20 protein-coding genes and 1 tRNA gene are annotated in these 22999 nt (G+C 72.2%); 20 read left to right on the top strand and 1 reads right to left on the bottom strand.

Features of this window, described 5'->3' with window-relative positions; all coding sequences use genetic code 11:
- Nucleotides 1–12: 12 nt before the first annotated feature.
- From fmt to DEI95_RS14120, 18 genes are all read left to right on the top strand, one after another.
- The gene (fmt, locus tag DEI95_RS14205) at nucleotides 13–951 is read left to right on the top strand and encodes a methionyl-tRNA formyltransferase (RefSeq protein ID WP_110825056.1); all 939 of its coding nucleotides are present in this window, start codon (nucleotides 13–15) and stop codon (nucleotides 949–951) included.
- The gene (locus DEI95_RS14200) at nucleotides 948–2579 is read left to right on the top strand and encodes an RsmB/NOP family class I SAM-dependent RNA methyltransferase (protein ID WP_111060645.1); all 1632 of its coding nucleotides are present in this window, start codon (nucleotides 948–950) and stop codon (nucleotides 2577–2579) included. The genes fmt and DEI95_RS14200 overlap by 4 nt, the downstream gene beginning before the upstream one ends.
- Before the next feature lie 23 nt (nucleotides 2580–2602).
- The gene (gene rpe / locus DEI95_RS14195) at nucleotides 2603–3268 is read left to right on the top strand and encodes a ribulose-phosphate 3-epimerase (protein ID WP_110825054.1); all 666 of its coding nucleotides are present in this window, start codon (nucleotides 2603–2605) and stop codon (nucleotides 3266–3268) included.
- A gap of 9 nt (nucleotides 3269–3277) precedes the next feature.
- Complete coding sequence (locus tag DEI95_RS14190) at nucleotides 3278–3541, top strand: phosphoribosyl-ATP diphosphatase (RefSeq protein ID WP_058742152.1); 264 nt, start codon at nucleotides 3278–3280, stop codon at nucleotides 3539–3541.
- Nucleotides 3542–3603: 62 nt separating this feature from the next.
- Entirely contained in the window at nucleotides 3604–4443 is an 840-nt protein-coding gene (gene hisG, locus DEI95_RS14185; protein WP_110910820.1) for an ATP phosphoribosyltransferase, read from the top strand.
- On the top strand, nucleotides 4440–5231 hold the full coding sequence (hisF, locus tag DEI95_RS14180; RefSeq protein WP_258367617.1) for an imidazole glycerol phosphate synthase subunit HisF: 792 nt from the start codon (nucleotides 4440–4442) through the stop codon (nucleotides 5229–5231). Before hisG ends, hisF begins: the two co-directional genes overlap by 4 nt.
- A gap of 89 nt (nucleotides 5232–5320) precedes the next feature.
- On the top strand, nucleotides 5321–5749 hold the full coding sequence (gene hisI, locus DEI95_RS14175) for a phosphoribosyl-AMP cyclohydrolase (protein WP_111060644.1): 429 nt from the start codon (nucleotides 5321–5323) through the stop codon (nucleotides 5747–5749).
- The gene (locus tag DEI95_RS14170) at nucleotides 5746–7278 is read left to right on the top strand and encodes an anthranilate synthase component I (protein WP_111060643.1); all 1533 of its coding nucleotides are present in this window, start codon (nucleotides 5746–5748) and stop codon (nucleotides 7276–7278) included. Before hisI ends, DEI95_RS14170 begins: the two co-directional genes overlap by 4 nt.
- Entirely contained in the window at nucleotides 7275–8099 is an 825-nt protein-coding gene (locus DEI95_RS14165) for a Trp biosynthesis-associated membrane protein (protein ID WP_111060642.1), read from the top strand. The genes DEI95_RS14170 and DEI95_RS14165 overlap by 4 nt, the downstream gene beginning before the upstream one ends.
- Nucleotides 8086–8325, top strand: a complete 240-nt coding sequence (locus tag DEI95_RS14160) for a DUF6704 family protein (protein ID WP_110825049.1) — start codon at nucleotides 8086–8088, stop codon at nucleotides 8323–8325. The genes DEI95_RS14165 and DEI95_RS14160 overlap by 14 nt, the downstream gene beginning before the upstream one ends.
- A gap of 4 nt (nucleotides 8326–8329) precedes the next feature.
- Nucleotides 8330–9127, top strand: coding sequence for an indole-3-glycerol phosphate synthase TrpC (gene trpC, locus DEI95_RS14155; protein WP_111060641.1), 798 nt, complete (start codon nucleotides 8330–8332; stop codon nucleotides 9125–9127).
- A 43-nt stretch (nucleotides 9128–9170) separates the two neighbouring features.
- On the top strand, nucleotides 9171–10385 hold the full coding sequence (trpB, locus tag DEI95_RS14150; RefSeq protein WP_110825217.1) for a tryptophan synthase subunit beta: 1215 nt from the start codon (nucleotides 9171–9173) through the stop codon (nucleotides 10383–10385).
- Entirely contained in the window at nucleotides 10382–11176 is a 795-nt protein-coding gene (gene trpA / locus DEI95_RS14145; protein ID WP_110891290.1) for a tryptophan synthase subunit alpha, read from the top strand. Before trpB ends, trpA begins: the two co-directional genes overlap by 4 nt.
- A 96-nt stretch (nucleotides 11177–11272) precedes the next feature.
- A complete protein-coding gene (gene lgt, locus DEI95_RS14140; RefSeq protein WP_110910823.1) occupies nucleotides 11273–12262 on the top strand; it encodes a prolipoprotein diacylglyceryl transferase in 990 nt (329 codons plus the stop codon).
- Nucleotides 12263–12566: 304 nt separating this feature from the next.
- Nucleotides 12567–17084, top strand: coding sequence for a glutamate synthase large subunit (gene gltB, locus DEI95_RS14135; RefSeq protein ID WP_111060640.1), 4518 nt, complete (start codon nucleotides 12567–12569; stop codon nucleotides 17082–17084).
- A 59-nt stretch (nucleotides 17085–17143) separates the two neighbouring features.
- On the top strand, nucleotides 17144–18601 hold the full coding sequence (locus DEI95_RS14130) for a glutamate synthase subunit beta (protein WP_110825044.1): 1458 nt from the start codon (nucleotides 17144–17146) through the stop codon (nucleotides 18599–18601).
- A 99-nt stretch (nucleotides 18602–18700) separates the two neighbouring features.
- The gene (pyk, locus tag DEI95_RS14125) at nucleotides 18701–20146 is read left to right on the top strand and encodes a pyruvate kinase (protein ID WP_110891288.1); all 1446 of its coding nucleotides are present in this window, start codon (nucleotides 18701–18703) and stop codon (nucleotides 20144–20146) included.
- Nucleotides 20147–20314: 168 nt separating this feature from the next.
- The gene (locus tag DEI95_RS14120; protein ID WP_111060639.1) at nucleotides 20315–21454 is read left to right on the top strand and encodes a VIT1/CCC1 transporter family protein; all 1140 of its coding nucleotides are present in this window, start codon (nucleotides 20315–20317) and stop codon (nucleotides 21452–21454) included.
- A 33-nt stretch (nucleotides 21455–21487) separates the two neighbouring features.
- Here the strand turns inward: DEI95_RS14120 and DEI95_RS14115 are convergent, their stop codons facing one another.
- A complete protein-coding gene (locus tag DEI95_RS14115) occupies nucleotides 21488–22027 on the bottom strand; it encodes an HdeD family acid-resistance protein (RefSeq protein ID WP_181436358.1) in 540 nt (179 codons plus the stop codon).
- Between the two features lie 105 nt (nucleotides 22028–22132).
- On the opposite strand from DEI95_RS14115, the gene DEI95_RS14110 reads away from it, so the two are divergent.
- A tRNA-Leu gene (locus DEI95_RS14110) sits at nucleotides 22133–22212 on the top strand.
- A 100-nt stretch (nucleotides 22213–22312) separates the two neighbouring features.
- On the top strand, nucleotides 22313–22918 hold the full coding sequence (locus tag DEI95_RS14105) for an ANTAR domain-containing response regulator (protein ID WP_110825040.1): 606 nt from the start codon (nucleotides 22313–22315) through the stop codon (nucleotides 22916–22918).
- Nucleotides 22919–22999: the final 81 nt, after the last annotated feature.

Genomic DNA, 22999 nt, shown 5'->3' with positions numbered 1-22999 from the left:
GAGACTGGTCCGATGCGTCTCGTCGTCGCCGGCAGCCCCGCTGCCGCGGTCCCCACCCTCCGCGCTCTGGCGGCGTCCGACCACGAGATCGCGGCGGTGCTCACCCGGCCGCCGACGCCGCAGGGACGGAAGCGCGTGCTCACCCCCACGCCGGTCGCGCAGGTCGCGTCGGAGCTCGGGCTCCCGGTGATCGAGGCCGCCCGCGTGGACGACGAGGTGACCGCCCGGATCGCGGACCTGGACGTCGACCTCGGCGTGATCGTCGCGTACGGGGCGCTGCTCCGCCGTCCGGCCCTCGACGCCCCGCGGCTCGGATGGGTGAACCTGCACTTCTCGGACCTCCCGGCGTACCGCGGCGCCGCCCCGGTGCAGCGCGCCGTGATGGCCGGTGAGACGACCACCGCGGCGACGGTGTTCCAGCTCGTCGAGGCCCTGGACGCCGGCCCGGTCTTCGCGACCGAGCCGTTCACGATCGATCCCGAGGCGACGTCGGGCGACGTCCTCAGCGCGATGGCCGAGCGCGGCGCGGAGCTCGTCGTCCGGGTCGTCGACGACCTCGCCGCCGGGACCGCGGTCGCCGCCGACCAGGTCGGCGAGCCGACGACGGCGCCGAAGCTGACGCTCGAGGACGGCCGCACCGACTTCGCCGCCCCCGCCGCCGTCGTGCACGCACGACTCCGCGGGGTCACCCCCGAGCCCGGCGCGTTCGCGCTGCTCGGCGAGACCCGGGTCAAGCTGCTCCGGGCGGGCCGGGTCGGACCGGGAGGCGCGGGGGAGGCCGCCCCGCGTCCCGCCCCCGGTGCGCTCCGACTGGTGGACGGTGTGCTGCTGGTCGGCACGGCGGACGAGCCGCTCGTGCTGCGCGAGGTGCAGCCGGCCGGCAAGAAGGCGATGGACGCCGCGGCCTGGGCCCGCGGGCTCGGTCCGCTCGACGGGAAGGTGCTCGCATGAGCGCGGGACAGGAACGGCCGCGGGGCCGACAGGGGAGCGGCGACGAGGGCCGGCGCAGCGGCGGACCCGGTGTCGGCGGTCGTCGGACCGGCGGTCGTCCCCAGGCAGCCCGCCAGGTCAGCGCCCGCCGGGTCGCGTTCGACGTGCTCCGTGCCGTGCAGGTCGACGACGCCTACGCGAACCTCCTGCTGCCGACCCGCATCCGCCGCGCCGGGTTGAGCGCCCGCGACGCCGGCTTCGCGACCGAGCTGACCTACGGCACCATCCGGATGATCGGCCGGTACGACGCCGTCGTCGCCCTGGCCTCCGGACGTCGCGCGGACCTCGTCGAGGCCGACGTGCTCGACGTGATGCGCCTCGGCGTCCACCAGCTGCTCGCCATGCGGACACCGACCCACGCGGCCGTGTCCGCCACGGTCGAACTCGCCCGAGAGGTCGGGGTCGCCCGGGCGACCGGCTTCGTCAACGCCGTGATGCGGAAGGTCGCCGCGAAGACCCCGGAGGAGTGGGACGCCCTGGTGACGGCGGGCCTCGGTGGCGAGGCACTGCTCGCGACGCGGTGGTCGCACCCGGTCTGGGTCGTGTCGGCGTTCCGTGACGCCCTCGCCGCCGAGCGCTCCCGCGACGAACTCGTCGCACTCCTGGCGGCCGACAACGAGGCGCCCCGGGTCCAGCTCGCGGCACTGCCCGGCGTCGCCACCGCGGAGGACGTCGAGCAGGCGACCGCGCGCGCCACGGGTGACGGCGACGCCTCCGGTGACGAGCCTCCCGTCGGTCCCGTCGACGACGACACGACCGGCGACCGTGCTGTCGGCGGCGACGCCGCCGCCGCCGACACCGCCGGTGGCGACACCGCGCCCGCGACCGCACCGGTCGCGCCCGACCTGCCCGTCTCACCGGTCGGCATCCGCGGGGTCGCCGGCGACCCGGCACGCGTCCCCGGCGTCGCGGCCGGGCGCCTCCGCGTGCAGGACGAGGGCTCGCAGCTCGCCGCCCTCGCGCTCTCCCGGTCCTCCGAGGTCCGGCCCGGCGAGCGGTGGCTCGACCTCTGCGCCGGTCCCGGCGGCAAGGCGGCGCTCCTGGCGGCCGAGGCCGCGCAGGCCGGGGCGACCCTCGTCGCGAACGAGCTCGTCCCGGCCCGGGTGGGACTCGTCCGGGAGGCCCTCCGCGACTTCCGCGACACCGTCACGGTGGTCGAGGGCGACGGCCGTCGCTTCGGACAGGACGGCTCCGGCGTGCGGTTCGACCGCATCCTGCTCGACGCGCCGTGCACCGGGCTCGGTGCGCTGCGCCGTCGTCCGGAGGCCCGCTGGCGGAAGCAGCCCGAGGACGTCGCCGAGCTGGCCGTCCTGCAGGAGGAACTGCTCGAGGCCGCGGTCCGGGTCCTCGCACCGGGCGGCACGCTCGCCTACGTGACGTGCTCGCCGCACCTGGCGGAGACCCGCGGACAGGTCGACGCCCTGATGCGCCGCCACGGGCACGAGCTCGAGCAGCTCGACACGGCGTCCGTGGTCCGGTCGGTGGCCGCTCGTGACCCCCGGGTCGCGGACGGCCGGACGGTGCAGCTCTGGCCGCACCGCATCGGCACCGACGCGATGTTCATCGCACTCGTGCGCCGAACGGCCTGAACCGCGGCCGGTAGGCTCGACGGGTGACGATCCGCATCTCGCCGAGCATCCTGTCCGCCGACTTCGCGAACCTCGAGCGCGAGCTCCAGCGCATCGACACCGCCGACATGGTGCACGTCGACGTCATGGACAACCACTTCGTGCCGAACCTGACGCTCGGGCTGCCGATCGTGCAGCGCCTGCAGCAGGTCTCGCCGGTCCCGCTCGACGTCCACCTCATGATCACCGACGCCGACACCGAGGCACCGAAGTACGCCGAGACCGGCGCGGCCAGCGTGACGTTCCACTTCGAGGCGGCGACCGACCCCGTGGCCACCGCCGCGGCGATCCGGTCGAACGGGGCCCGTGCCGCCGTCGCCCTGAAGCCCGGCACGCCGGTGACCCAGGTGCTGCACCACCTCGACGCCTACGACATGGTCCTGCTCATGACCGTCGAGCCGGGGTTCGGCGGGCAGTCGTTCATGCCCGAGGTGATGCCGAAGCTCGCCGACGCCCGCGCGGCGGTCGACGCGTCGGGGCTCGACGTCTGGCTCGAGGTCGACGGCGGCATCGCGGTCGACACCGTGCCCCAGGCCGTGCGGAGCGGTGCCGACACCCTGGTCGCCGGCTCCGCGGTGTACGGCGGGGAGCCGGCAGCGCGCATCGCCGATCTCCGGGCGGCGGCGCAGCGTGCCCTCGCGGACCGGTAGCCTGGGATCGTGAAGACGTTCGACGACCTGTTCGCGGAGCTGACCGAGAAGGCGCGGACGCGCCCCGAGGGCTCCGGCACCGTCGCCGAACTGGATGCCGGCGTGCACCAGATCGGCAAGAAGATCGTGGAAGAGGCCGCCGAGGTCTGGATGGCGGCCGAGTACGAGGGCGACGAGCGCACCTCGGAGGAGATCTCGCAGCTCGTGTACCACCTGCAGGTGCTCATGGTCGCGAAGGGCCTCACCCCGGCGGACGTCTGGCGACATCTGTAGGGAGCGCTGGTCCAGCGCACCGCAGACCCGTCACCGACCCTCCTCCAGGAAGCAGACCCCTGATGCTCCGCATCGCCGTGCCCAACAAGGGCTCCCTGTCCGAGACCGCCTCCGAGATGCTCAGGGAGGCCGGGTACGCCGGTCGCCGTGACCCGAAGGCGCTGCACCTGCTCGACGAGCGCAACGGGGTGGAGTTCTTCTTCCTGCGGCCGCGCGACATCGCGACCTACGTCGGCTCGGGCGCGCTCGACGTCGGCGTCACCGGCCGTGACCTGCTGCTCGACTCCGGCTCGGCCGCGCACGAGGTCGACGCGCTCGGGTTCGCCGACTCCACCTTCCGGTTCGCCGGGGCCCCCGGTCGCTACGCCACGCTGCAGGACCTCGAGGGCGTCCGGGTCGCGACGAGCTACCCCGGACTCGTCGGCGAGTTCCTCGCGCGGCACGGCGTGACCGCGACGCTCGTGAAGCTCGACGGCGCCGTGGAGAGCGCGGTCCGCCTCGGTGTCGCCGACGCGGTCGCGGACGTCGTGTCCACCGGCAGCACGCTCCGCGCCGCGGGCCTCGAGATCTTCGGCCCGGTCATCCTCGAGTCCACCGCGGTCCTCATCACCACGGACGAGACCATCGCCGGGATCGACGTCCTCCGCCGCCGCCTGCAGGGCGTGCTGGTCGCCCGCGGGTACGTCATGCTCGACTACGACATCCCGTCCGAGCTGCTCGAACGAGCGACGGCGATCGCCTCGGGCATCGAGTCACCGACCGTCTCACCGCTGCACGACCGCGACTGGTCCGCGGTCCGGGTGATGATCCCGCGCGAGGACGCGAACCTCATCATGGACGCGCTCTACGACCTCGGCGCGCGGGCCATCCTCGTCAGCCCCATCCACGCCGCACGCCTGTGACCGACGCGCCCGTCGCGACCGCCATCGGCGGCGTGTCCGTCCGTGTCATCCCGTGCCTGGACGTGTCCGGTGGCCGCGTCGTAAAGGGCGTCAACTTCCTCGACCTGCAGGACGCCGGCGACCCGGTCGAGCTGGCCGCCCGCTACTACGAGCAGGGCGCGGACGAACTGACCTTCCTGGACGTCGGGGCGACGGTCGAGAACCGCGCGACGATGTGGGACACCGTCACCCGCACCGCCGAGCAGGTGTTCATCCCGCTCACCGTCGGGGGTGGTGTCCGGAGCGTCGACGACGTCTCGCGGCTGCAGCAGTGCGGTGCGGACAAGATCGGCGTGAACAGCGCCGCGATCGCCCGGCCCGAGCTCGTCACCGAGATCGCCGACCGGTTCGGCTCGCAGGCGGTCGTGCTCTCGCTCGACGTAAAGCGCTCCGCCCGCACCACCTCGGGCTTCGTCGTCACGACCCACGGCGGCCGCACCGACACCGACATCGACGCGATCGCCTGGGCGCGCGACGCGGTCGAGCGCGGCGCGGGCGAGCTCCTCGTCAACTCGATCGACGCGGACGGCACGAAGAACGGGTTCGACCTCGAGCTCGTCACCGCGGTCCGCGCGGTGTCCTCGGTGCCGGTCATCGCCTCGGGAGGCGCGGGACGCGTCGAGCACTTCGCACCGGCCATCGACGCGGGAGCCGACGCGGTCCTCGCGGCGAGCGTCTTCCACCGTGGCGAGATGACCGTCGGCGACGTCAAGGACGCGCTGCGCGCCACCGGGCACGTCGTCCGCTGAGCCGGCCGGACCGCGCGGGACGGGCCTCCCGGCCGGGTCGGACCGCCGCGCCGGTCGCCGACCGCGCCGGGCCGTAGGCTGGTGGTCTAATGACCGACAGCACCAGCACCAGCACCGGAGCGGTCCTCGACCGCGCGCGCTTCGGTGCGGACGGACTGCTCCCCGCCATCGTGCAGGAGGAATCGTCGAAGGACGTCCTCATGCTCGGCTACATGGACCGGGAGGCCCTCCGCCGCACCCTGACCGAGGGCCGGGTGACCTTCTGGTCGCGGTCCCGGCGCGAGTACTGGCGCAAGGGCGACACGTCCGGGCACGCCCAGTACGTCCGCGGTGCGGCCCTCGACTGCGACGACGACACCCTGCTCGTGACGGTGCACCAGGTGGGGGCCGCCTGCCACACCGGTGCGCACAGCTGCTTCGACGTCGACCCGCTGGACCCGGTGACGGGGTCCGCACCGGCCGACGCGCCGACCGGCACCGGCGACGCCGCCGAGCCCGCGGCCGGGTCCGACCGGTGAGCGACGCACCCCGCACCACCAGCCGTTCCGACTTCGACCGGCTGGTCGCCGAGGGGCACCGCGTCGTCCCCGTCGTCCGTGCGCTCTTCGCCGACAGCGAGACGCCCGTCGGTGTCTACCGGAAGCTCGCCGACGGTCGCCCCGGGTCGTTCCTGCTCGAGTCCGCCGGACAGGGTGGGCTGTGGTCGCGCTGGTCCTTCGTCGGCGTGCGGAGCTTCGGCGTCCTGACGCAGGAGGGTGCCCGGGCGGCCTGGATCGACACCGGCCTGTCGGCGGAACGTGCCGTCGGGTCCCTCGACGGCGCTCCGCTGGAGGTCCTCGCCCGCCTGCACGAGCGGTGGGCCACCCCCCGCGTGCCCGGGACCCCGCCGCTCGTCGGCGGCACGGTGGGGTTCATCGGGTGGGAGGCCGTCCGCCAGCTCGAGCACCTGCCCGACGCGCCGCCGGCGGACTTCGACGTGCCCGGCCAGGCGCTGTCCTTCGTCGCCGAGCTGGCCGCGCTCGACCACCGCACCGGGCTCGTGCTGCTCGTCGCGAGCGCCCTGCACGACGGCACGGACGACGCCGACACGCTGTGGTCCGACGCCCAGACCCGACTCGACCGGATGCAGGCCGACCTCGTGCAGCCGAGCGTCGCCACCGTCGCCGAGGCGTTCGACATCGCCGAACCGACCGCACGCTCCCGGTCCACCCGGGAGGAGTACGCGGCGGCGATCGAGCGGTCGAAGCGGTACATCCGCGACGGCGACGTCTTCCAGGTGGTCATCTCGCAACGGTTCGACCACGACGTGACGGCCGACCCGCTGGACGTCTACCGCGTGCTGCGGACGCTCAACCCGAGCCCGTACATGTACTTCCTGTCCCTGGCGGGCACCGACGGCGAGCCCTTCTGGATCGTCGGCGCGTCGCCGGAGGCGCTCGTGAAGGTCCAGGACGGCCGGGCCATGACGCACCCGATCGCCGGCTCCCGACCCCGCGGTGCCACCACGGAGGAGGACGTCCGCCTGGGCGAGGAACTGCTGCAGGACCCGAAGGAACGGGCCGAGCACCTCATGCTCGTCGACCTGGCCCGCAACGACCTGCAGAAGGTGTGCGAGCCGGGCACGGTCGCGGTGACCGAGTTCATGACGGTCGAACGCTTCAGCCACGTCATGCACCTCGTGTCGAGCGTCGAGGGGGCCGTCCGGCCCGGGGCGTCCGCGATCGACGTGTTCCGCGCGACCTTCCCGGCCGGCACGCTCTCCGGGGCACCGAAGCCGCGCGCACTGCAGATCATCGACGAGCTCGAACCGGCGGCGCGCGGTGCCTACGCGGGCGTCGTCGGCTACTTCGACTTCGCCGGGGACGCCGACGTCGCGATCGCGATCCGCACCGCGCTCATCCAGGACGGCGTCGCCCGGGTGCAGGCCGGGGCCGGGCTCGTCGCCGACTCCGACCCGACGAGCGAGCACCTCGAGTCGGTCAACAAGGCCGCGGCGCCGCTGCGTGCCGTCGCGACCGCGAACCGGATGACCGGGGTGCTCCGGTGAAGCGCTCCCGACCGCTCGTGGTCGTCGTCGGGCTCGCGGTCGCGGGCCTCGTGATGCTCGCGTGGACGCAGACCTGGTTCACCGTGCACCTCGACCACTCCGCGGCGGTCGTGAAGACCGTGGCCGCCGACGGCGCGACGGTCGTGCCGCAGTACACCGCGGTCGCGATCGCGAGCCTCGCGCTGTTCCTCGCGTTGACGATCGCCGGTCGTGTCGTCCGGGTCGTGCTCGCGGTCGTGCAGGTCCTGCTCGGCGTGGCCGTCGTGGTGACCGGGATCTCCGCACTGTCCGACCCGGTGGCCGCCGCACGCAGCGCCGTGGGGTCCGTCGCCGGCGTGAGTGACATCGGCGCCGTCCGGCAGGTCGTCACGCGCGTCGACGTCAGCATCTGGCCCGTGGTGGGGATCACCGGCGGCGTGCTCGCAGCCCTCCTCGGCGTCGCCGTGCTCGTCCTGCAGCGGTCCTGGCCCGGTCCGAGCCGGAAGTACGGCGACGCCGCCACGCCCGGCTCAGCGTCGGCAGCGGACGTCTCCGGCTCCCACGCGTCGGACGGCACCGGTACGGCGGACGGCACCGGCACGTCGGACGGGACCGACGCCTCCCGGACCGACGCCTCCCGGACCGGCGCCTCCCGGACCGGGTCCCGGGCGCCCGTCGTCCGTGACGCCGTCGTCGACTGGGACGACCTCAGCGCGGGTGTCGACCCGACCGCGGGGGACACTGCCGACGGGAGGGTCCGGACCACGGACGCGGTAGGATCGTCGGAGCGTCGCCCGACCGGCGGCGCCAGCGACAACGAGGAGCACCGTGAGCAACACTGAGCCCGCAGAACTCGGCGAAGGCCACTCGCCGGCGGCCTGGACGGCCGTCGTCATCATGCTGATCGGCTTCGCCGCCGGGACGCTCTTCTTCTGGTTCGACATGGCCTGGGGCGTGTGGGCATCCGCTGCCGTCGTGGTCATCGGTCTCGTCGTCGGCGCGGTCATGGGCAAGGCCGGCTACGGCGTGAACGGCCCGAAGTTCGTCCCCAAGCACCACGGCGAGTGAGCGCGTGCCTGCCGCGCCCTCCGAGAACCTCCTCCTGACCCTCGTCGCCGGCGCGCTCGAGGACGCCGCGGCCCGTCGCCTGGACCGGCCGTGCGCGGACGTCGAGCGTGACCTCGACCGGGTCGCGTCCCCGCTCGACGCCCTCACGTTCCTCGCGCCGGGGGACCGCGTCAAGGTCCTCGCCGAGGTCAAGCGGGCCAGCCCGTCCCGCGGGTCGATGGCGCCCATCGAGGACCCGGCGTCGCTCGCCGCCGACTACGAGCGCGGCGGAGCCTCGGCGATCAGCGTCCTGACCGAGGGGCGCAGGTTCCTCGGGTCGCTCGCCGACCTCGAGGCGGTCAAGGCCCGGGTGTCGGTGCCGGTGCTCCGCAAGGACTTCATCGCCGACCCGTACCAGGTGCTGGAAGCGCGTGCGGCGGGGGCAGACCTCGTCCTGCTGATCGTCGCCGCACTCGAGCAGCCCGCCCTGGTCGAGCTGCACGGCCTCGCCGAGGAGCTCGGCATGCGGGTCCTGGTCGAGGCGCACTCGGCGGACGAGGTCTCCCGTGGGCTCGACGCCGGTGCTCGCATCCTGGGTGTCAACGCCCGTGACCTCACCGACTTCTCGCTCGACCGTGACCTGTTCGGCTCGCTCGCCGACCGCATCCCCGACGGGGTCGTGCGCGTCGCCGAGTCCGCCGTGAAGACCCCCGCCGACGTCGCCCACTACCGGTCCGCCGGAGCGGACGTCGTCCTCGTCGGGGAGGCGCTCGTCACCGGCGCCGACCCCGCCGCCACGCTCGCGTCGTTCATCGACGGCTGACAACCCGTCCGGCCCCGTGCCGGGCATTCCCGGGAGCACCACCGTGACCTCACTCCGTGACCTGCAAGGCCCGTACTTCGGCGACTTCGGCGGGCGGTTCGTCCCCGAGTCGCTCGTCCTGGCGCTCGACGAGCTCGAAGCCGCCTTCCGGGAGGCCTGGGCCGACCAGTCCTTCCGGGACGAGCTCGACACGCTCCACCGCGAGTACACCGGGCGGCCGTCGATCATCACCGAGGTGCCGCGGTTCGCGAAGCACGCCGGTGGTGCCCGGGTGGTCCTGAAGCGCGAGGACCTCAACCACACCGGCTCGCACAAGATCAACAACGTCCTCGGGCAGGCGCTCGTCGCGCGCCGGCTCGGCAAGACCCGCCTGATCGCGGAGACCGGAGCGGGACAGCACGGCGTCGCGACCGCGACGGCGGCGGCCCTCTTCGGCATGGACTGCGTCGTGTACATGGGCGCCGTCGACACCGAGCGACAGGCGCTCAACGTGGCCCGCATGCGGCTCCTCGGGGCGCAGGTCATCCCGGTGGAGACCGGCTCGCGCACGCTGAAGGACGCCATCAACGAGGCCCTGCGGGACTGGGTCGCGAACGTCGACTCGACGCACTACCTGCTCGGGACCGTCGCCGGCCCGCACCCGTTCCCGGAGATGGTGCGACAGTTCCACAAGGTCATCGGCGAAGAGGCGCGTCAGCAGGTCCTCGACCGCGTCGGGCGCCTGCCGGACGTCGTCGCCGCCTGCGTCGGCGGTGGGTCGAACGCCATGGGCATCTTCGAGGCCTTCCTCGACGACGAGTCCGTCCGGCTGTACGGCTTCGAGGCCGGGGGCGACGGGGTGGAGACGGGTCGGCACGCCGCGAGCATCACCCTCGGTCGCGAGGGCGTCCTGCAGGGTGCGAAGTCCTACCTGATGCAGGACGAGGACGGGCAGACGATCGAGAGCCACAGCATCTCGGCCGGGCTCGACTACCCGAGCGTCGGACCGGAGCACGCCTACCTGGCCTCGATCGGTCGGGCGACGTACGAGCCGATCACGGACACCGAGGCGATGGAGGCCTTCCGCCTGCTGAGCCGGACCGAGGGCATCATCCCCGCGATCGAGTCGTCCCACGCGCTGGCCGGGGCGATCAAGCTCGGCAAGGAGCTCGGCCCCGACGGCGTCGTCCTCGTGAACCTGTCCGGCCGCGGCGACAAGGACGTGGCCTCCGCCAGTCGGTACTTCGGCATCCTCGATGAGACGGCGGTGCAGTCGTGAGCACGAACAAGACCGTCGCCGCGACCATCGACCGCGCGAACGACGAGCGGGCCGGTGCCGTCGTCGGGTACCTCCCGGCGGGCTACCCGGACCTGCAGACGAGCATCGACGCCGCAGTGGCCCTCGCCGAGAACGGCGTCGACGTCATCGAGCTCGGGCTGCCGTACTCCGACCCCGTGATGGACGGACCGGTCATCCAGCGCGCCGCGGAGGAGAGCCTGGCGAACGGCTTCAAGGTCGCGCAGGTCTTCGACGCCGTGCACGCGATCACCGAGCGCGTCGACACCCCCGTCCTCGTGATGACGTACTGGAACCCCGTGCTGCGGTACGGCGTGGACCGCTTCGCGGACGACCTCGTCGCGGCCGGGGCGGCCGGCCTCATCACGCCGGACCTGATCCCGGACGAGGGCCGGCAGTGGATCGACGCCTCGGAGCGCACCGGGCTCGACCGGGTGTTCCTCGCGGCCCCGTCCTCCACGGACGCCCGGATGAAGCAGGCCGTGGACCGGAGCCGCGGCTTCGTCTACGCCGTCTCGACGATGGGCGTCACCGGTGCCCGCTCCGGCGTCGACAGCGCGGCCCGCACCGTCGTCTCGCGGCTCCGCGACGCCGGTGTCGAGCGCACGTGCGTCGGCCTCGGCATCTCGACCGCCGACCAGGTCGCCGAGGTGCTCGAGTACGCGGACGGAGCGATCATCGGCTCCGCGTTCGTCCGGGCACTGGCGGACCTCGGGGTCTCCGGCGTCGCGGAGCGTGCCGCCGACCTGTCGTCGGGTTCCGCGCGGCGCTGAGCCGGGTCGACCCGCGCTACAGTGATCGGGGCCGACCGGCCCCCGGCACCACCAGGACCGGCGACCACCAGCCCCGTGAAAGGCGACAGCACCCACATGTCCCTCCTGAGCATCCCGAGCCCGAGCACGGCGTGGCAGTACTTCGACCTGACCGCCTGGCTGCAGAGCACGTTCGGCATCTCGATGCCGCTGGACTTCCGGATCCACGCGTACGCGATCTGCATCCTCGTCGGGATCGTCATCGCGGTGCTGCTCACGAACTCCCGGCTGAACGCCCGCGGTGCCGAGCGCTGGATCATCATCGACATCGCCATCTGGGCGGTGCCGGCGGGCATCATCGGCGGCCGGCTGTTCCACGTGCTCACGCACGTCGACGACTACTTCGGTCCCGGGATCGACCCGCTCTCGGTGTTCTACGTGTGGGAGGGCGGACTCGCGATCTTCGGCGCGCTGATCCTCGGGTCGCTCGGCGCCTGGATCGGCTGCCGGCAGACCGGCCTGCGGTTCTCGGCGTTCATCGACGCCGCCGCGCCCGGCGTCCTGCTCGCCCAGGCCGCCGGCCGTCTCGGCAACTACTTCAACCACGAGCTGTTCGGCATGCCGACGAGCCTGCCGTGGGGCCTGCAGATCGAGGCGACCAACCCGGCGTACCCGGCAGGGCTGCCCGAGGGCGTCCTGTTCCACCCGACCTTCCTGTACGAGATCATCTGGAACGTCGTCGGTGCCGTGGTCATCCTGCTCCTCGACCGGAAGTTCCGCCTGCAGTGGGGTCGTGTGATGGCCCTGTACCTCATCTGGTACGGCGTCGGCCGCTCCGTCCTCGAGTCGATCCGCGTGGACACGAGCGAGACCTTCGGCGGGGTCCGGACGAACGTCTGGATGTCCTTCGCCGCGATCCTGCTGGGCCTGCTGGTCTTCTGGGTGCAGTCCCGTCGTCACCTCGGCAAGGAGCCGAGCCCGTACCTGCCGGGTCGCGAGCCCCGCTCGAAGTCCGATGTAGACTCGGACGACACCTACTCGGAGCACGACACCACGACCGGTGTCGCCGATCCGGAGCCGGTCGCCAGCGCAGCCGACCGACACTGAGGTCCCGACCTCTCCCGAACCCAGCACCACACCGCGATCGCGGTCCGCCACAAGCGGGCCCCACTCCTCGCACGCCGCCCGGACACCTCCTGGCGGCGAGCACGGGCACCAGTCCCGCCCGCTCGGGCGGAACGCACCACCGGGCCACCGCTGTCCCTGTTCCACTTCCTCGTGAGGACGGTTCCCCATGGCGCTCCTGCCATCTCAGCCCTCTGCAGTCCCGAACGGCGCGACGGACTCGTCGTCCCGGACCGGGCTCCGCTCGCCGCACCGACGTTTCTCGGCGGTCCCCGACGCCGCCGGGATGTACGACCCGGCGAACGAGAAGGACGCCTGTGGTCTCGCGATGGTCGCGACGCTCCGCGGGACGCCCGGGCACGACATCGTCGACGCCGCGCTCGGCGCGCTCCGGAACCTCGAGCACCGCGGTGCCGTGGGCTCGGACGCCGGCACCGGTGACGGCGCGGGCATCCTCTGTCAGGTCCCGGATGCGTTCTTCCGCGAGGTCGCGCCGTTCGCCCTGCCGGACGCCGGCCAGTACGCGGTCGGCACCGCCTACCTGCCGCTCGACGTCGACGCCCGCGCCACCGTGAAGGCGACCGTCGAGGCACTCGCGGCGGACGAGGGGCTCCGCGTGCTCGGCTGGCGTGAGGTGCCGGTCCGGCCCGAGGTCCTCGGCACCCTGGCGCGTGCGGCGATGCCCGCCTTCGAGCAGGTCTTCGTCGTGTCCACGCACACGGACGAGCACGGCGCGCCGCGTTCCGGCATCGAGCTCGACCGCCAGGCGTTCCGACTCCGGAAGCGTGCGGAGCAGGACAGCGAGCTCTACTTCATGTCGCTGTCGAGCCGCACCATGGTCTACAAGGGCATGGTCACGACGCTCCAGCTCGAGCCGTTCTACCCCGACCTCAGCGACGAGCGCTTCGCGTCGCGTCTGGCGATCGTGCACTCGCGCTACTCGACGAACACCTTCCCGTCGTGGCCGCTCGCGCAGCCGTTCCGCTCCCTCGCCCACAACGGTGAGATCAACACCGTGCGCGGCAACCGGAACTGGATGCGGGCCCGCCAGTCGCAGCTCGAGAGCGAGTTCCTCGGTGACATGGCACCGCTGCTGCCGATCGTGAGCCCGGGTGCGAGCGACTCCGCCTCGTTCGACGAGGTGCTCGAACTCCTCACCCTGACCGGTCGGTCCCTCCCGCACGCGATGTCGATGATGGTGCCGGAGGCCTGGGAGAACCAGGTCGACATGGACCCCGAGCTCCGCGCCTTCTACGAGTACCACTCGATGCTCATGGAGCCGTGGGACGGCCCCGCCGCGATCACGTTCACCGACGGCACGCTCGTCGGCGCCACGCTCGACCGCAACGGCCTGCGTCCCGGACGCTTCCTGGTGACCGACGACGGGCTCATCGTGATGGGCAGCGAGACGGGTGTCATCGACGTGCCCGCGTCGAAGGTGGTCCGCAAGGGCCGTCTGCGCCCGGGCCGGATGTTCCTCGTCGACACCGAGAACGGCCGGATCATCGAGGACGACGAGGTCAAGCGCGAGCTCGCCGCGTCCGGACCCTGGTCCGAGTGGCTCGAGTCCGGTCGCATCAACCTGGCCGACCTGCCCGAGCGCGAGCACATCGTGCACACCCCGGCCTCGGTCACCCGACGGCAGCGCGCCTTCGGGTACACCGAGGAAGAGGTCCGGATCCTGCTCCGCCCGATGGCGCAGACCGGGGCCGAGCCGCTCGGCGCGATGGGCTCCGACACCCCGATCGCGGTCCTGTCGCAGCGTCCGCGACTGCTGTTCGACTACTTCACGCAGCAGTTCGCCCAGGTGACGAACCCGCCGCTCGACTCGATCCGCGAGCAGGTCATCACCTCGATGGGGCTCGGCCTCGGGCCGGAGCGCAACCTGCTCACCGCCGGGCCCGAGCACGCGAAGCAGATCGTGCTCGACTTCCCGGTGATCGACAACGACGAGCTCGCGAAGATCCAGCACTTCGAGACGGCGTCCGGGCGGCACCTCACCGTGACGGTCCGCGGGCTCTACCGCGTGGACGCCGGCGAGACGGCCATGGAGCAGCGGATCACCGCCGTGTGCGACGAGGTCGACGCGGCGATCGATTCCGGCAAGCAGTTCATCGTCCTGTCGGACCGTGACGGCAACGCCGAGTACGCGCCGATCCCGAGCCTGCTGCTGCTCGCCGCCGTGCACCACCACCTCATCCGCACCGAGCAGCGCATGAAGGTCGGTCTGATCGTCGAGGCCGGTGACGTCCGCGAGGTGCACCACGTCGCGACGCTCATCGGCTACGGCGCGTCCGCGATCAACCCGTACCTGGCGATGGAGACGTGCGAGAACCTCGTGCGCTCGGGCATGATCACCGGGCTCACGCCGGAGCAGGCCGTCAAGAACGTGATCAAGGCGCTCGGCAAGGGCGTCCTGAAGATCATGTCGAAGATGGGCATCTCGACGGTGTCGAGCTACGCCGGCGCCCAGGCGTTCGAGGCGGTCGGTCTCAGCCAGGAGGTCGTCGACCGGTACTTCACCGGCACGTCGTCGATCCTCGGTGGAGTCGACGTCGACGTGATCGCCGCGGAGAACGCCGAGCGACACGCCCAGGCGTACCCGCAGGACGGCGCCGTGCTCTCGCACGAGCGACTGCAGACCGGCGGCGAGTACCAGTGGCGCCGTGAGGGCCCGCCGCACCTCTTCAACCCGGATACCGTCTTCCGGCTGCAGCACGCCACGCGAGCCCGCCGGTACGACGTGTTCCGCGAGTACTCGAAGGCCGTCGACGACCAGTCCGAGCAGCTCATGACGCTGCGCGGCCTGTTCGGGTTCTCGCACGGCACGCGCAAGCCCGTACCGCTCGACGAGGTCGAGCCGATCGCGGAGATCGTCAAGCGGTTCAACACCGGCGCGATGTCGTACGGGTCGATCTCGCAGGAGGCACACGAGACGCTCGCGATCGCCATGAACCGCCTCGGCGGTCGCTCGAACACGGGCGAGGGCGGCGAGGACGTCGAGCGTCTGCTCGACCCCGAGCGGCGCAGCGCCATCAAGCAGGTCGCGTCCGGCCGGTTCGGCGTGACGAGCATGTACCTGACCCACGCCACCGACATCCAGCTCAAGATGGCGCAGGGCGCGAAGCCCGGCGAGGGCGGGCAGCTGCCGCCGCAGAAGGTCTACCCGTGGGTGGCCCGGACGCGGCACGCCACGGCGGGCGTCGGCCTCATCTCGCCGCCGCCGCACCACGACATCTACTCGATCGAGGACCTCAAGCAGCTGATCTTCGACGTCAAGCGCGCCAACCCCTCGGCCCGCGTGCACGTCAAGCTCGTCAGCCAGTCCGGCATCGGCGCGGTCGCAGCAGGCGTGACGAAGGCACTGGCCGACGTCGTGCTCGTCTCGGGTCACGACGGCGGCACCGGCGCGAGCCCGCTCAACTCGCTCAAGCACGCGGGTACCCCGTGGGAGATCGGTCTGGCCGAGACCCAGCAGACGCTCATGCTCAACGGCATGCGCGACCGTGTCACGGTGCAGGTCGACGGCCAGATGAAGACCGGGCGCGACGTGCTCGTGGCGGCCCTGCTCGGTGCCGAGGAGTACGGCTTCGCGACGGCGCCGCTCATCGTCGAGGGCTGCATCATGATGCGCGTCTGCCACCTCGACACCTGCCCGGTGGGCGTCGCCACCCAGAACCCGGAGCTCCGGGCGCGGTTCTCGGGCAAGCCCGAGTTCGTCGTGAACTTCTTCGAGTTCATCGCGCAAGAGGTGCGCGAACTGCTCGCCGAGCTCGGGTTCCGCAGCCTCGACGAGGCCATCGGACGCGCCGACGTGCTCGACGTGGACCGTGCGGTCGCGCACTGGAAGGCGTCCGGACTCGACCTCGAACCCGTCCTCAAGGGGCCGGACTTCGGGGCGGACGAGCCGCGCACCCGGCGCCGCGCGCAGGACCACGAGCTCGAGCAGCACTTCGACAACCGGCTCATCGCCGAGGCGTCCGACGTGCTCGAGCACGGCGGCACGCTGACGCTCGACCTGCCGATCCGCAACACGGAACGCGCGGTCGGGACGATGCTCGGCCACGAGGTGACGCTCCGGCACGGGGAGAACGGCCTGCCGACCGGTTCGATCGACATCACCCTCCGCGGTTCCGCGGGTCAGTCGCTCGGCGCGTTCCTGCCGGCCGGCATCACCCTGCGGCTCGTGGGCGACAGCAACGACTACGTCGGCAAGGGGCTGTCCGGTGGCGAGATCGTCGTCCGCCCGGCGGCGGACGCGGGCTTCGACCCGTCGGAGAACGTCATCGCCGGCAACGTCATCGGCTACGGCGCGACCCAGGGCAGCATGTTCATCCGCGGCATCGTGGGGGAGCGCTTCCTGGTCCGCAACTCCGGTGCCACCGCGGTCGTCGAGGGCGTGGGCGACCACGCACTCGAGTACATGACCGGCGGGCTCGCGCTCATCCTGGGCGAGACCGGCCGGAACCTCGGCGCGGGCATGTCGGGAGGCACGGCCTACGTCCGCGGACTCCGTCGCGAGCTCGTCAACACCGATGCGCTCACGTCCGGTGAGCTCCGCCTGGAACCGCTCGACAGCGCCGACGTCGCGATCGTCACCGACCTGCTCCGCCGGCACGCCGACGAGACCGGCTCGACGATCGCCGCCGGGCTGCTCGACTCGGGCGACCTGTCCGAGTTCGTCAAGGTGCTCCCGCGTGACTACGCGGCGGTGCTCCAGACGCGTCAGCAGGCCGTCGACGAGGGCCTCGACCCGGACGGCACCGTCGTCTGGAACCGCATCCTGGAGGTCACCGGTGGCTGACCACGCGCGCACCCGCCTCCACTCCCGCTCGACCCGCACCCTCACCCAGGAGGTGACCCGTGGCTGACCCCAAGGGGTTCCTGAAGGTCCAGGAACGTGAACTGCCGGCCCGCCGTCCCGTCCCGCTGCGGCTCATGGACTGGAAAGAGGTCTACGAGCAGCAGGAGTCCGGCGCGCTCAAGCGACAGGCCGGGCGCTGCATGGACTGCGGCGTGCCGTTCTGCCACCAGGGCTGCCCGCTCGGCAACCTCATCCCGGAGTGGAACGACCTCACGTGGCGCGGCGAGGGTCGCCAGGCCATCGAGCGTCTGCACGCGACGAACAACTTCCCGGAGTTCACGGGGCGACTGTGCCCGGCTCCGTGCGAGGCGTCCTGCGTGCTCGGCATCAACCAGCCGCCGGTGACGATCAAGCAGGTCGAGGTCTCGATCATCGACGAGGCGTACCAGAACGGCTGGGTCACGCCGCACCCGCCGGAGCGCCTCACCGGCAAGACCGTCGCGGTCGTCGGTTCCGGTCCCGCAGGGCTCGCCGCCGCGCAGCAGCTGACCCGCGCCGGGCACACGGTCGCCGTGTACGAGCGCGACGACCGCATCGGTGGTCTGCTCCGCTACGGCATCCCGGACTTCAAGATGGAGAAGCGGCAGATCGACGCCCGCCTCGCCCAGATGCAGGCCGAGGGCACCCGCTTCCGTGCCGGTGTCGAGATCGGTCGGGACATCACCTGGGACGACCTGAAGTCGCGGTACGACGCGGTCGTGGTCGCCACCGGGGCGACCGTGCCGCGCGACCTCCCGATCCCGGGTCGTGACCTCGCCGGCGTGCACTTCGCCATGGACTACCTCGTCCAGCAGAACAAGGCGAACGCGGGCACCGTGGTCGACAACCAGGTCACGGCCGAGGGCAAGCACGTCGTCGTCATCGGCGGCGGTGACACCGGCGCGGACTGCATCGGCACCGCCCACCGCCAGGGTGCGCTCAGCGTGACGAACCTGGCGATCGGCAAGCAGCCGCCGCTGGAGCGCCCGTCGGACCAGCCGTGGCCGATGTTCGCCACGGTGTTCGAGGTCACGAGCGCGCACGAGGAGGGCGGGGAGCGCATGTTCCTGGCCACCACGGTCGAGTTCCTGGCGAACGAGGCCGGCGAGGTCCGTGCGCTCCGCGTCGCCGAGACCGAGTACGTCGACGGCCGCCGTGTCCCGAAGGCCGGCACCGAGCGTGAGATCCCCGCGGACCTCGTGCTCATCGCGATGGGCTTCACCGGTCCGGAGACCGACACGATCGAGCCGCAGCTGGGGCTCCCGACCACGGTGTCGGGCGCGGTGTCCCGCCAGGCGGACTACACCACGAACGAGCCGGGCGTGTTCGTCGCCGGCGACGCCGGTCGTGGGCAGTCCCTGATCGTCTGGGCGATCGCCGAGGGGCGTGCCGCCGCGGCGAAGGTCGACGAGTACCTCGAGGGGTCGACGATCCTGCCGGCTCCGGTCAAGGCGACGGACCGGGCGATCTCGGTCTGATGGTCCCCACCTCGTAGACGGGAGGCCACCGGCACTCGATAGGGTGCTGGTGGCCTCTCGTCGTTCCGCGAAGCCACCTCCACCACACGAAGGAATCCATTGAGACGCGCAAAGATCGTTTCGACGCTCGGACCTGCCACCTCCGACTACGAGGTCGTCAAGCAGATCATCCAGGCCGGGGTCGACGTCGCCCGCCTGAACCTCAGCCACGGTGACTACAGCGTGCACGAGGCCAACTACGAGAACGTGCGTCGCGCCGCCGAGGAGCTGGGCAAGCCCGTCGCGATCCTCGTCGACCTGCAGGGCCCGAAGATCCGTCTGGCGAAGTTCGCCGACGGCCCGCACGAGCTCGCCGTCGGCGACGTCTTCACGATCACGACGGAGGACGTGCCGGGCACGAAGGACGTCTGCGGGACCACGTTCAAGGGGCTGCCGCAGGACGTCAAGCCGGGCGACCCGCTGCTCATCGACGACGGCCGTGTGCGCCTCCGCGTCCTCGACACCGACGGTGTGCGCGTCCGCACCGAGGTCGTCGTCGCCGGCACCGTCTCGAACAACAAGGGCATCAACCTGCCCGGTGTCGCGGTGAACGTGCCCGCGCTGAGCGAGAAGGACGAAGCCGACCTCCGCTGGGGCATCCGCATGGGCGCGGACCTCATCGCGCTCTCGTTCGTCCGCAACGCCGCCGACGTCGAGCGTGCGCACCAGATCATGGACGAGGAGGGCAAGCGCCTCCCGGTGATCGCCAAGGTCGAGAAGCCGCAGGCCGTCGACGCGCTCGAGGAGATCATCGACGCGTTCGACTCGATCATGGTCGCCCGTGGTGACCTCGGCGTCGAGCTCCCGTTGGAGGCCGTCCCGATCGTGCAGAAGCGCGCGGTCGAGCTGTCCCGCCGCATGGCCAAGCCGGTCATCGTCGCGACCCAGATGCTCGAGTCGATGATCTCGTCCCCGATCCCGACACGCGCCGAGACGTCCGACGTCGCGAACGCCGTCCTCGACGGTGCCGACGCGGTCATGCTCTCCGGTGAGACGAGCGTCGGTGAGTACCCGGTGGAGACCGTGCGCACGATGGCCCGCATCGTCGAGTCGACGGAGGACCACGGCCTCGAGCGCATCGCCCCGCTCGGCACGAAGCCCCGCACGCTCGGTGGCGCGATCACCCTCGCGGCGGTCGAGATCGCGGAGTTCACCGAGGCGTCGTACCTCTGCGTGTTCACCGAGTCCGGTGACTCGGCCCGCCGCATGTCCCGCCTGCGACACGGGCTGCCGATCATCGCCTTCACCCCGAACGAGACGACGCGTCGTCGTCTGGCGATGACGTGGGGCGTGCGGTCCTACCTGGTGGACCGGAAGACCCACACCGACGAGCTCTTCTCCCAGGTGGACGACGTCCTCATCGGCAACGGCCTCGCCGTCCCCGGCGACCGGGTCATCGTCACGGCCGGCTCGCCTCCCGGACTCGAGGGCTCGACGAACGACCTGCGCGTGCACCGGGTGGGCGACGCGCACGCCGAGGCGGCACCCGCCTACGTCCGCGACTGAGCACGGTCGCGTCGGTCCGTGACCGACACGACCCGGAAGGCCGTCACCCACCAGGGTGGCGGCCTCCGCCGTCCCGGCCGGGAGGCACGACACCCGTCGGGCGCGGTCCGCACGCGGGTACCGTGGTCCCGTCCACACCGACCGGCACGAGTACGCGAGGAGCGTCGCATGGGTGATCCGAGCCTCCGGACCGACACCGCGTCCCGGTCCCGCGCGGACGTGCAGCGGTGGCGCCGGTACCTCGCCGACGAGCGTGCCGAGGCGGCCGTCTACCGGAACCTCGCCTCGCGACGCACCGGCGAGGAGCGCGAGATCCTCGTCGCCCTGGCCGAGGCCGAGGGGCGTCACGAGCAGCACTGGCGCGACCTGCTCGGGGACGACGTCGGACGACCGCTGCGGGGGAGCCTCCGCACCCGGGTGCTCGCCGCGCTGGCGGCGCGGTTCGGGTCGGTCTTCGTGCTCGCCCTCATGCAACGCGCGGAGGACCGCTCGCCGTACGCGGACGATGCTGACGCGACCGCGCAGATGGCGGCCGACGAGCGGATCCACGGCGAAGTCGTCCGCGGGCTGGCGAACCGCGGGCGGATGCGCCTGTCCGGCACCTTCCGCGCGGCGGTGTTCGGCGCCAACGACGGACTGGTGTCGAACCTCGCGCTCATCATCGGGGTGAGCGCCTCCGGGGCGGACCGGCACGTCGTCCTGCTCAGCGGCATCGCGGGCCTGCTGGCCGGTGCGCTGTCCATGGGGGCGGGGGAGTACGTGTCCGTCCGGTCACAGCGGGAGCTCCTCGACGCATCGACCCCGCATCCCGAAGCACAGCGCGCGGTCGCCGACCTCGACGTGGACGCGAACGAGCTCGCGCTGGTCTACCGGGCGCGCGGGATGTCCGAGGACGAGGCCGCAGCCCACGCCGACGAGGTCCTCGCCGCCCTGCTGGCCGGCCCCGCGACCGGCGGGGTGCCGGTGGTGCGGAGCCGCTCCGCGCTGCCCCGCCCGGTCGGCACCGAGGGGGCCGACGAGCACGAGGCGGTCGGCACCGGCACGAGCGCTGCGCTCTCCAGCTTCTGCTTCTTCGCCTCCGGCGCGGTCATCCCGGTCCTGCCGTACCTGGTCGGGCTCGACGGCTGGGCCGCGATCGGGGTGGCCTCGGCGCTCGTCGGCCTCGCGCTGCTCGGCACCGGTGCCGTGGTCGGTGTGCTCAGCGGAGCGTCGCCGCTCCGACGGGCGCTCCGACAGCTGGGGATCGGCTTCGGCGCCGCCGCCGTGACGTACGTCCTCGGTCTGCTCTTCGGGACCGGGTCGGCCTGACGCAGCCCCGCCGCCGGGCTGCGTCGATCCGGTTCAGCGCCGGGCGGAGGCGCGCGCGGGCAGGAGGAGCAGCGCCGCGCTGCCGACGCCGACGAGGGCGATGCCGGCCAGGACGGTGAAGACCTCGAGGGCGAGCGTCGGGGCGAGCAGCACCGCGACGCCGCAGAGCAGCGACAGCAGCCCGCTCACGACGGACGGCACCCGGGAGGAACCGGGGTGCCCGACGAGGGCACCGACGAGCGCCGCGACGCCCTCGATGAGGAACCCGACCCCGGCCAGGACCGCGTAGACGACGAGCGGTACCGCGGGGTCGACGAGCGTGACGAGTCCGGCGACCCCGACGAGGGACCCGACGACGCCGGAGGTCCAGCGCCAGACGGTCGACGTGCCGTGTCCCCGCGCGGCCGCGAAGACCCGCATGGCCCCGGAGACGACGAGGTACACCCCGAAGAGCAGCGCGACGAGCACCAGCGTCGGCCGCGGCCACACGACGGCGACGATGCCGGCGACGATCGCGACGGCGCCGGTGACGATGACGAACGCCCGGAACGTGCGGACGGCGCGTGAATCCACCGTGGCTCCTCCTGACTGGACTGCCGGACCTCCGACCGTACCGTGCGGCGAGGGCGTCGGTCCGGGCGGGTCGTCGTCGCGGTGGCTGCTACGCTGGCTCCGCTCGCGAGTGTGGTGGAATGGTAGACACGGGGCACTCAAAATGCTCTGCCTCTGGCGTGCGGGTTCGAGTCCCGCCACTCGTACTCGGTCCGCTCGGCCGGTCCCGTCAGGTGCCCGATCGGACCCGCTGGGGATCGCGTCCGGATGCCGCCGTCCGATCGCGCGTCTAGTAGGCTCTTCGTCGTGAGTGACACAGAAGCAACCGCAGCCGCACCCCGTCGCGTCGTCGTCGCCGAGGACGAGTCGCTCATCCGTCTCGACATCGTCGAGATCCTCCGCGACAACGGGTTCGACGTGGTCGGTGAAGCCGGAGACGGCGAGACCGCGGTGCAGCTCGCCACCGACCTGCGTCCCGACCTCGTGATCATGGACGTCAAGATGCCGCAGCTCGACGGCATCTCCGCGGCCGAGAAGCTGTCGAAGAACCACATCGCCCCGGTCGTCCTGCTCACGGCGTTCAGCCAGAAGGAACTCGTCGAGCGTGCGACCGAGGCCGGCGCGCTGGCCTACGTGGTGAAGCCCTTCACCCCGAACGACCTGCTCCCCGCGATCGAGATCGCCCTCTCGCGGTACCAGCAGATCATCACGCTCGAGGCCGAGGTCGCGGACCTCGTCGAGCGCTTCGAGACCCGCAAGCTCGTCGACCGCGCCAAGGGCCTGCTCAACGAGAAGATGGGCCTCACCGAGCCCGAGGCCTTCCGCTGGATCCAGAAGGCGTCCATGGACCGCCGGCTCACGATGCACGACGTCGCCAAGGCGATCATCGAGCAGCTCAGCGCGAAGAAGTAGTCCCACCAGCCACCCCACGGAAGGCGCCGTCCGGAGCGGACGGCGCCTTCCGTGCGTCCGGCGTCATGCGGTCCTCGCTCC

It is taken from the genome of Curtobacterium sp. MCBD17_008 (assembly GCF_003234475.1).
Lineage (GTDB): Bacteria > Actinomycetota > Actinomycetes > Actinomycetales > Microbacteriaceae > Curtobacterium.
This window is presented reverse-complemented; position numbering and strand designations above follow the sequence as displayed.

What these genes read in the sequence shown, in the direction of transcription:
- hisG (WP_110910820.1), top strand. Translation starts at nt 3,604, where the DNA reads ATGCTCCGCATCGCCGTGCCCAACAAGGGCTCCCTGTCCGAGACCGCC.
- DEI95_RS14200 (WP_111060645.1), top strand. Translation starts at nt 948, where the DNA reads ATGAGCGCGGGACAGGAACGGCCGCGGGGCCGACAGGGGAGCGGCGAC.
- gltB (WP_111060640.1), top strand. Translation starts at nt 12,567, where the DNA reads ATGTACGACCCGGCGAACGAGAAGGACGCCTGTGGTCTCGCGATGGTC.
- fmt (WP_110825056.1), top strand. Translation starts at nt 13, where the DNA reads ATGCGTCTCGTCGTCGCCGGCAGCCCCGCTGCCGCGGTCCCCACCCTC.
- lgt (WP_110910823.1), top strand. Translation starts at nt 11,273, where the DNA reads ATGTCCCTCCTGAGCATCCCGAGCCCGAGCACGGCGTGGCAGTACTTC.
- DEI95_RS14120 (WP_111060639.1), top strand. Translation starts at nt 20,315, where the DNA reads ATGGGTGATCCGAGCCTCCGGACCGACACCGCGTCCCGGTCCCGCGCG.
- hisI (WP_111060644.1), top strand. Translation starts at nt 5,321, where the DNA reads ATGACCGACAGCACCAGCACCAGCACCGGAGCGGTCCTCGACCGCGCG.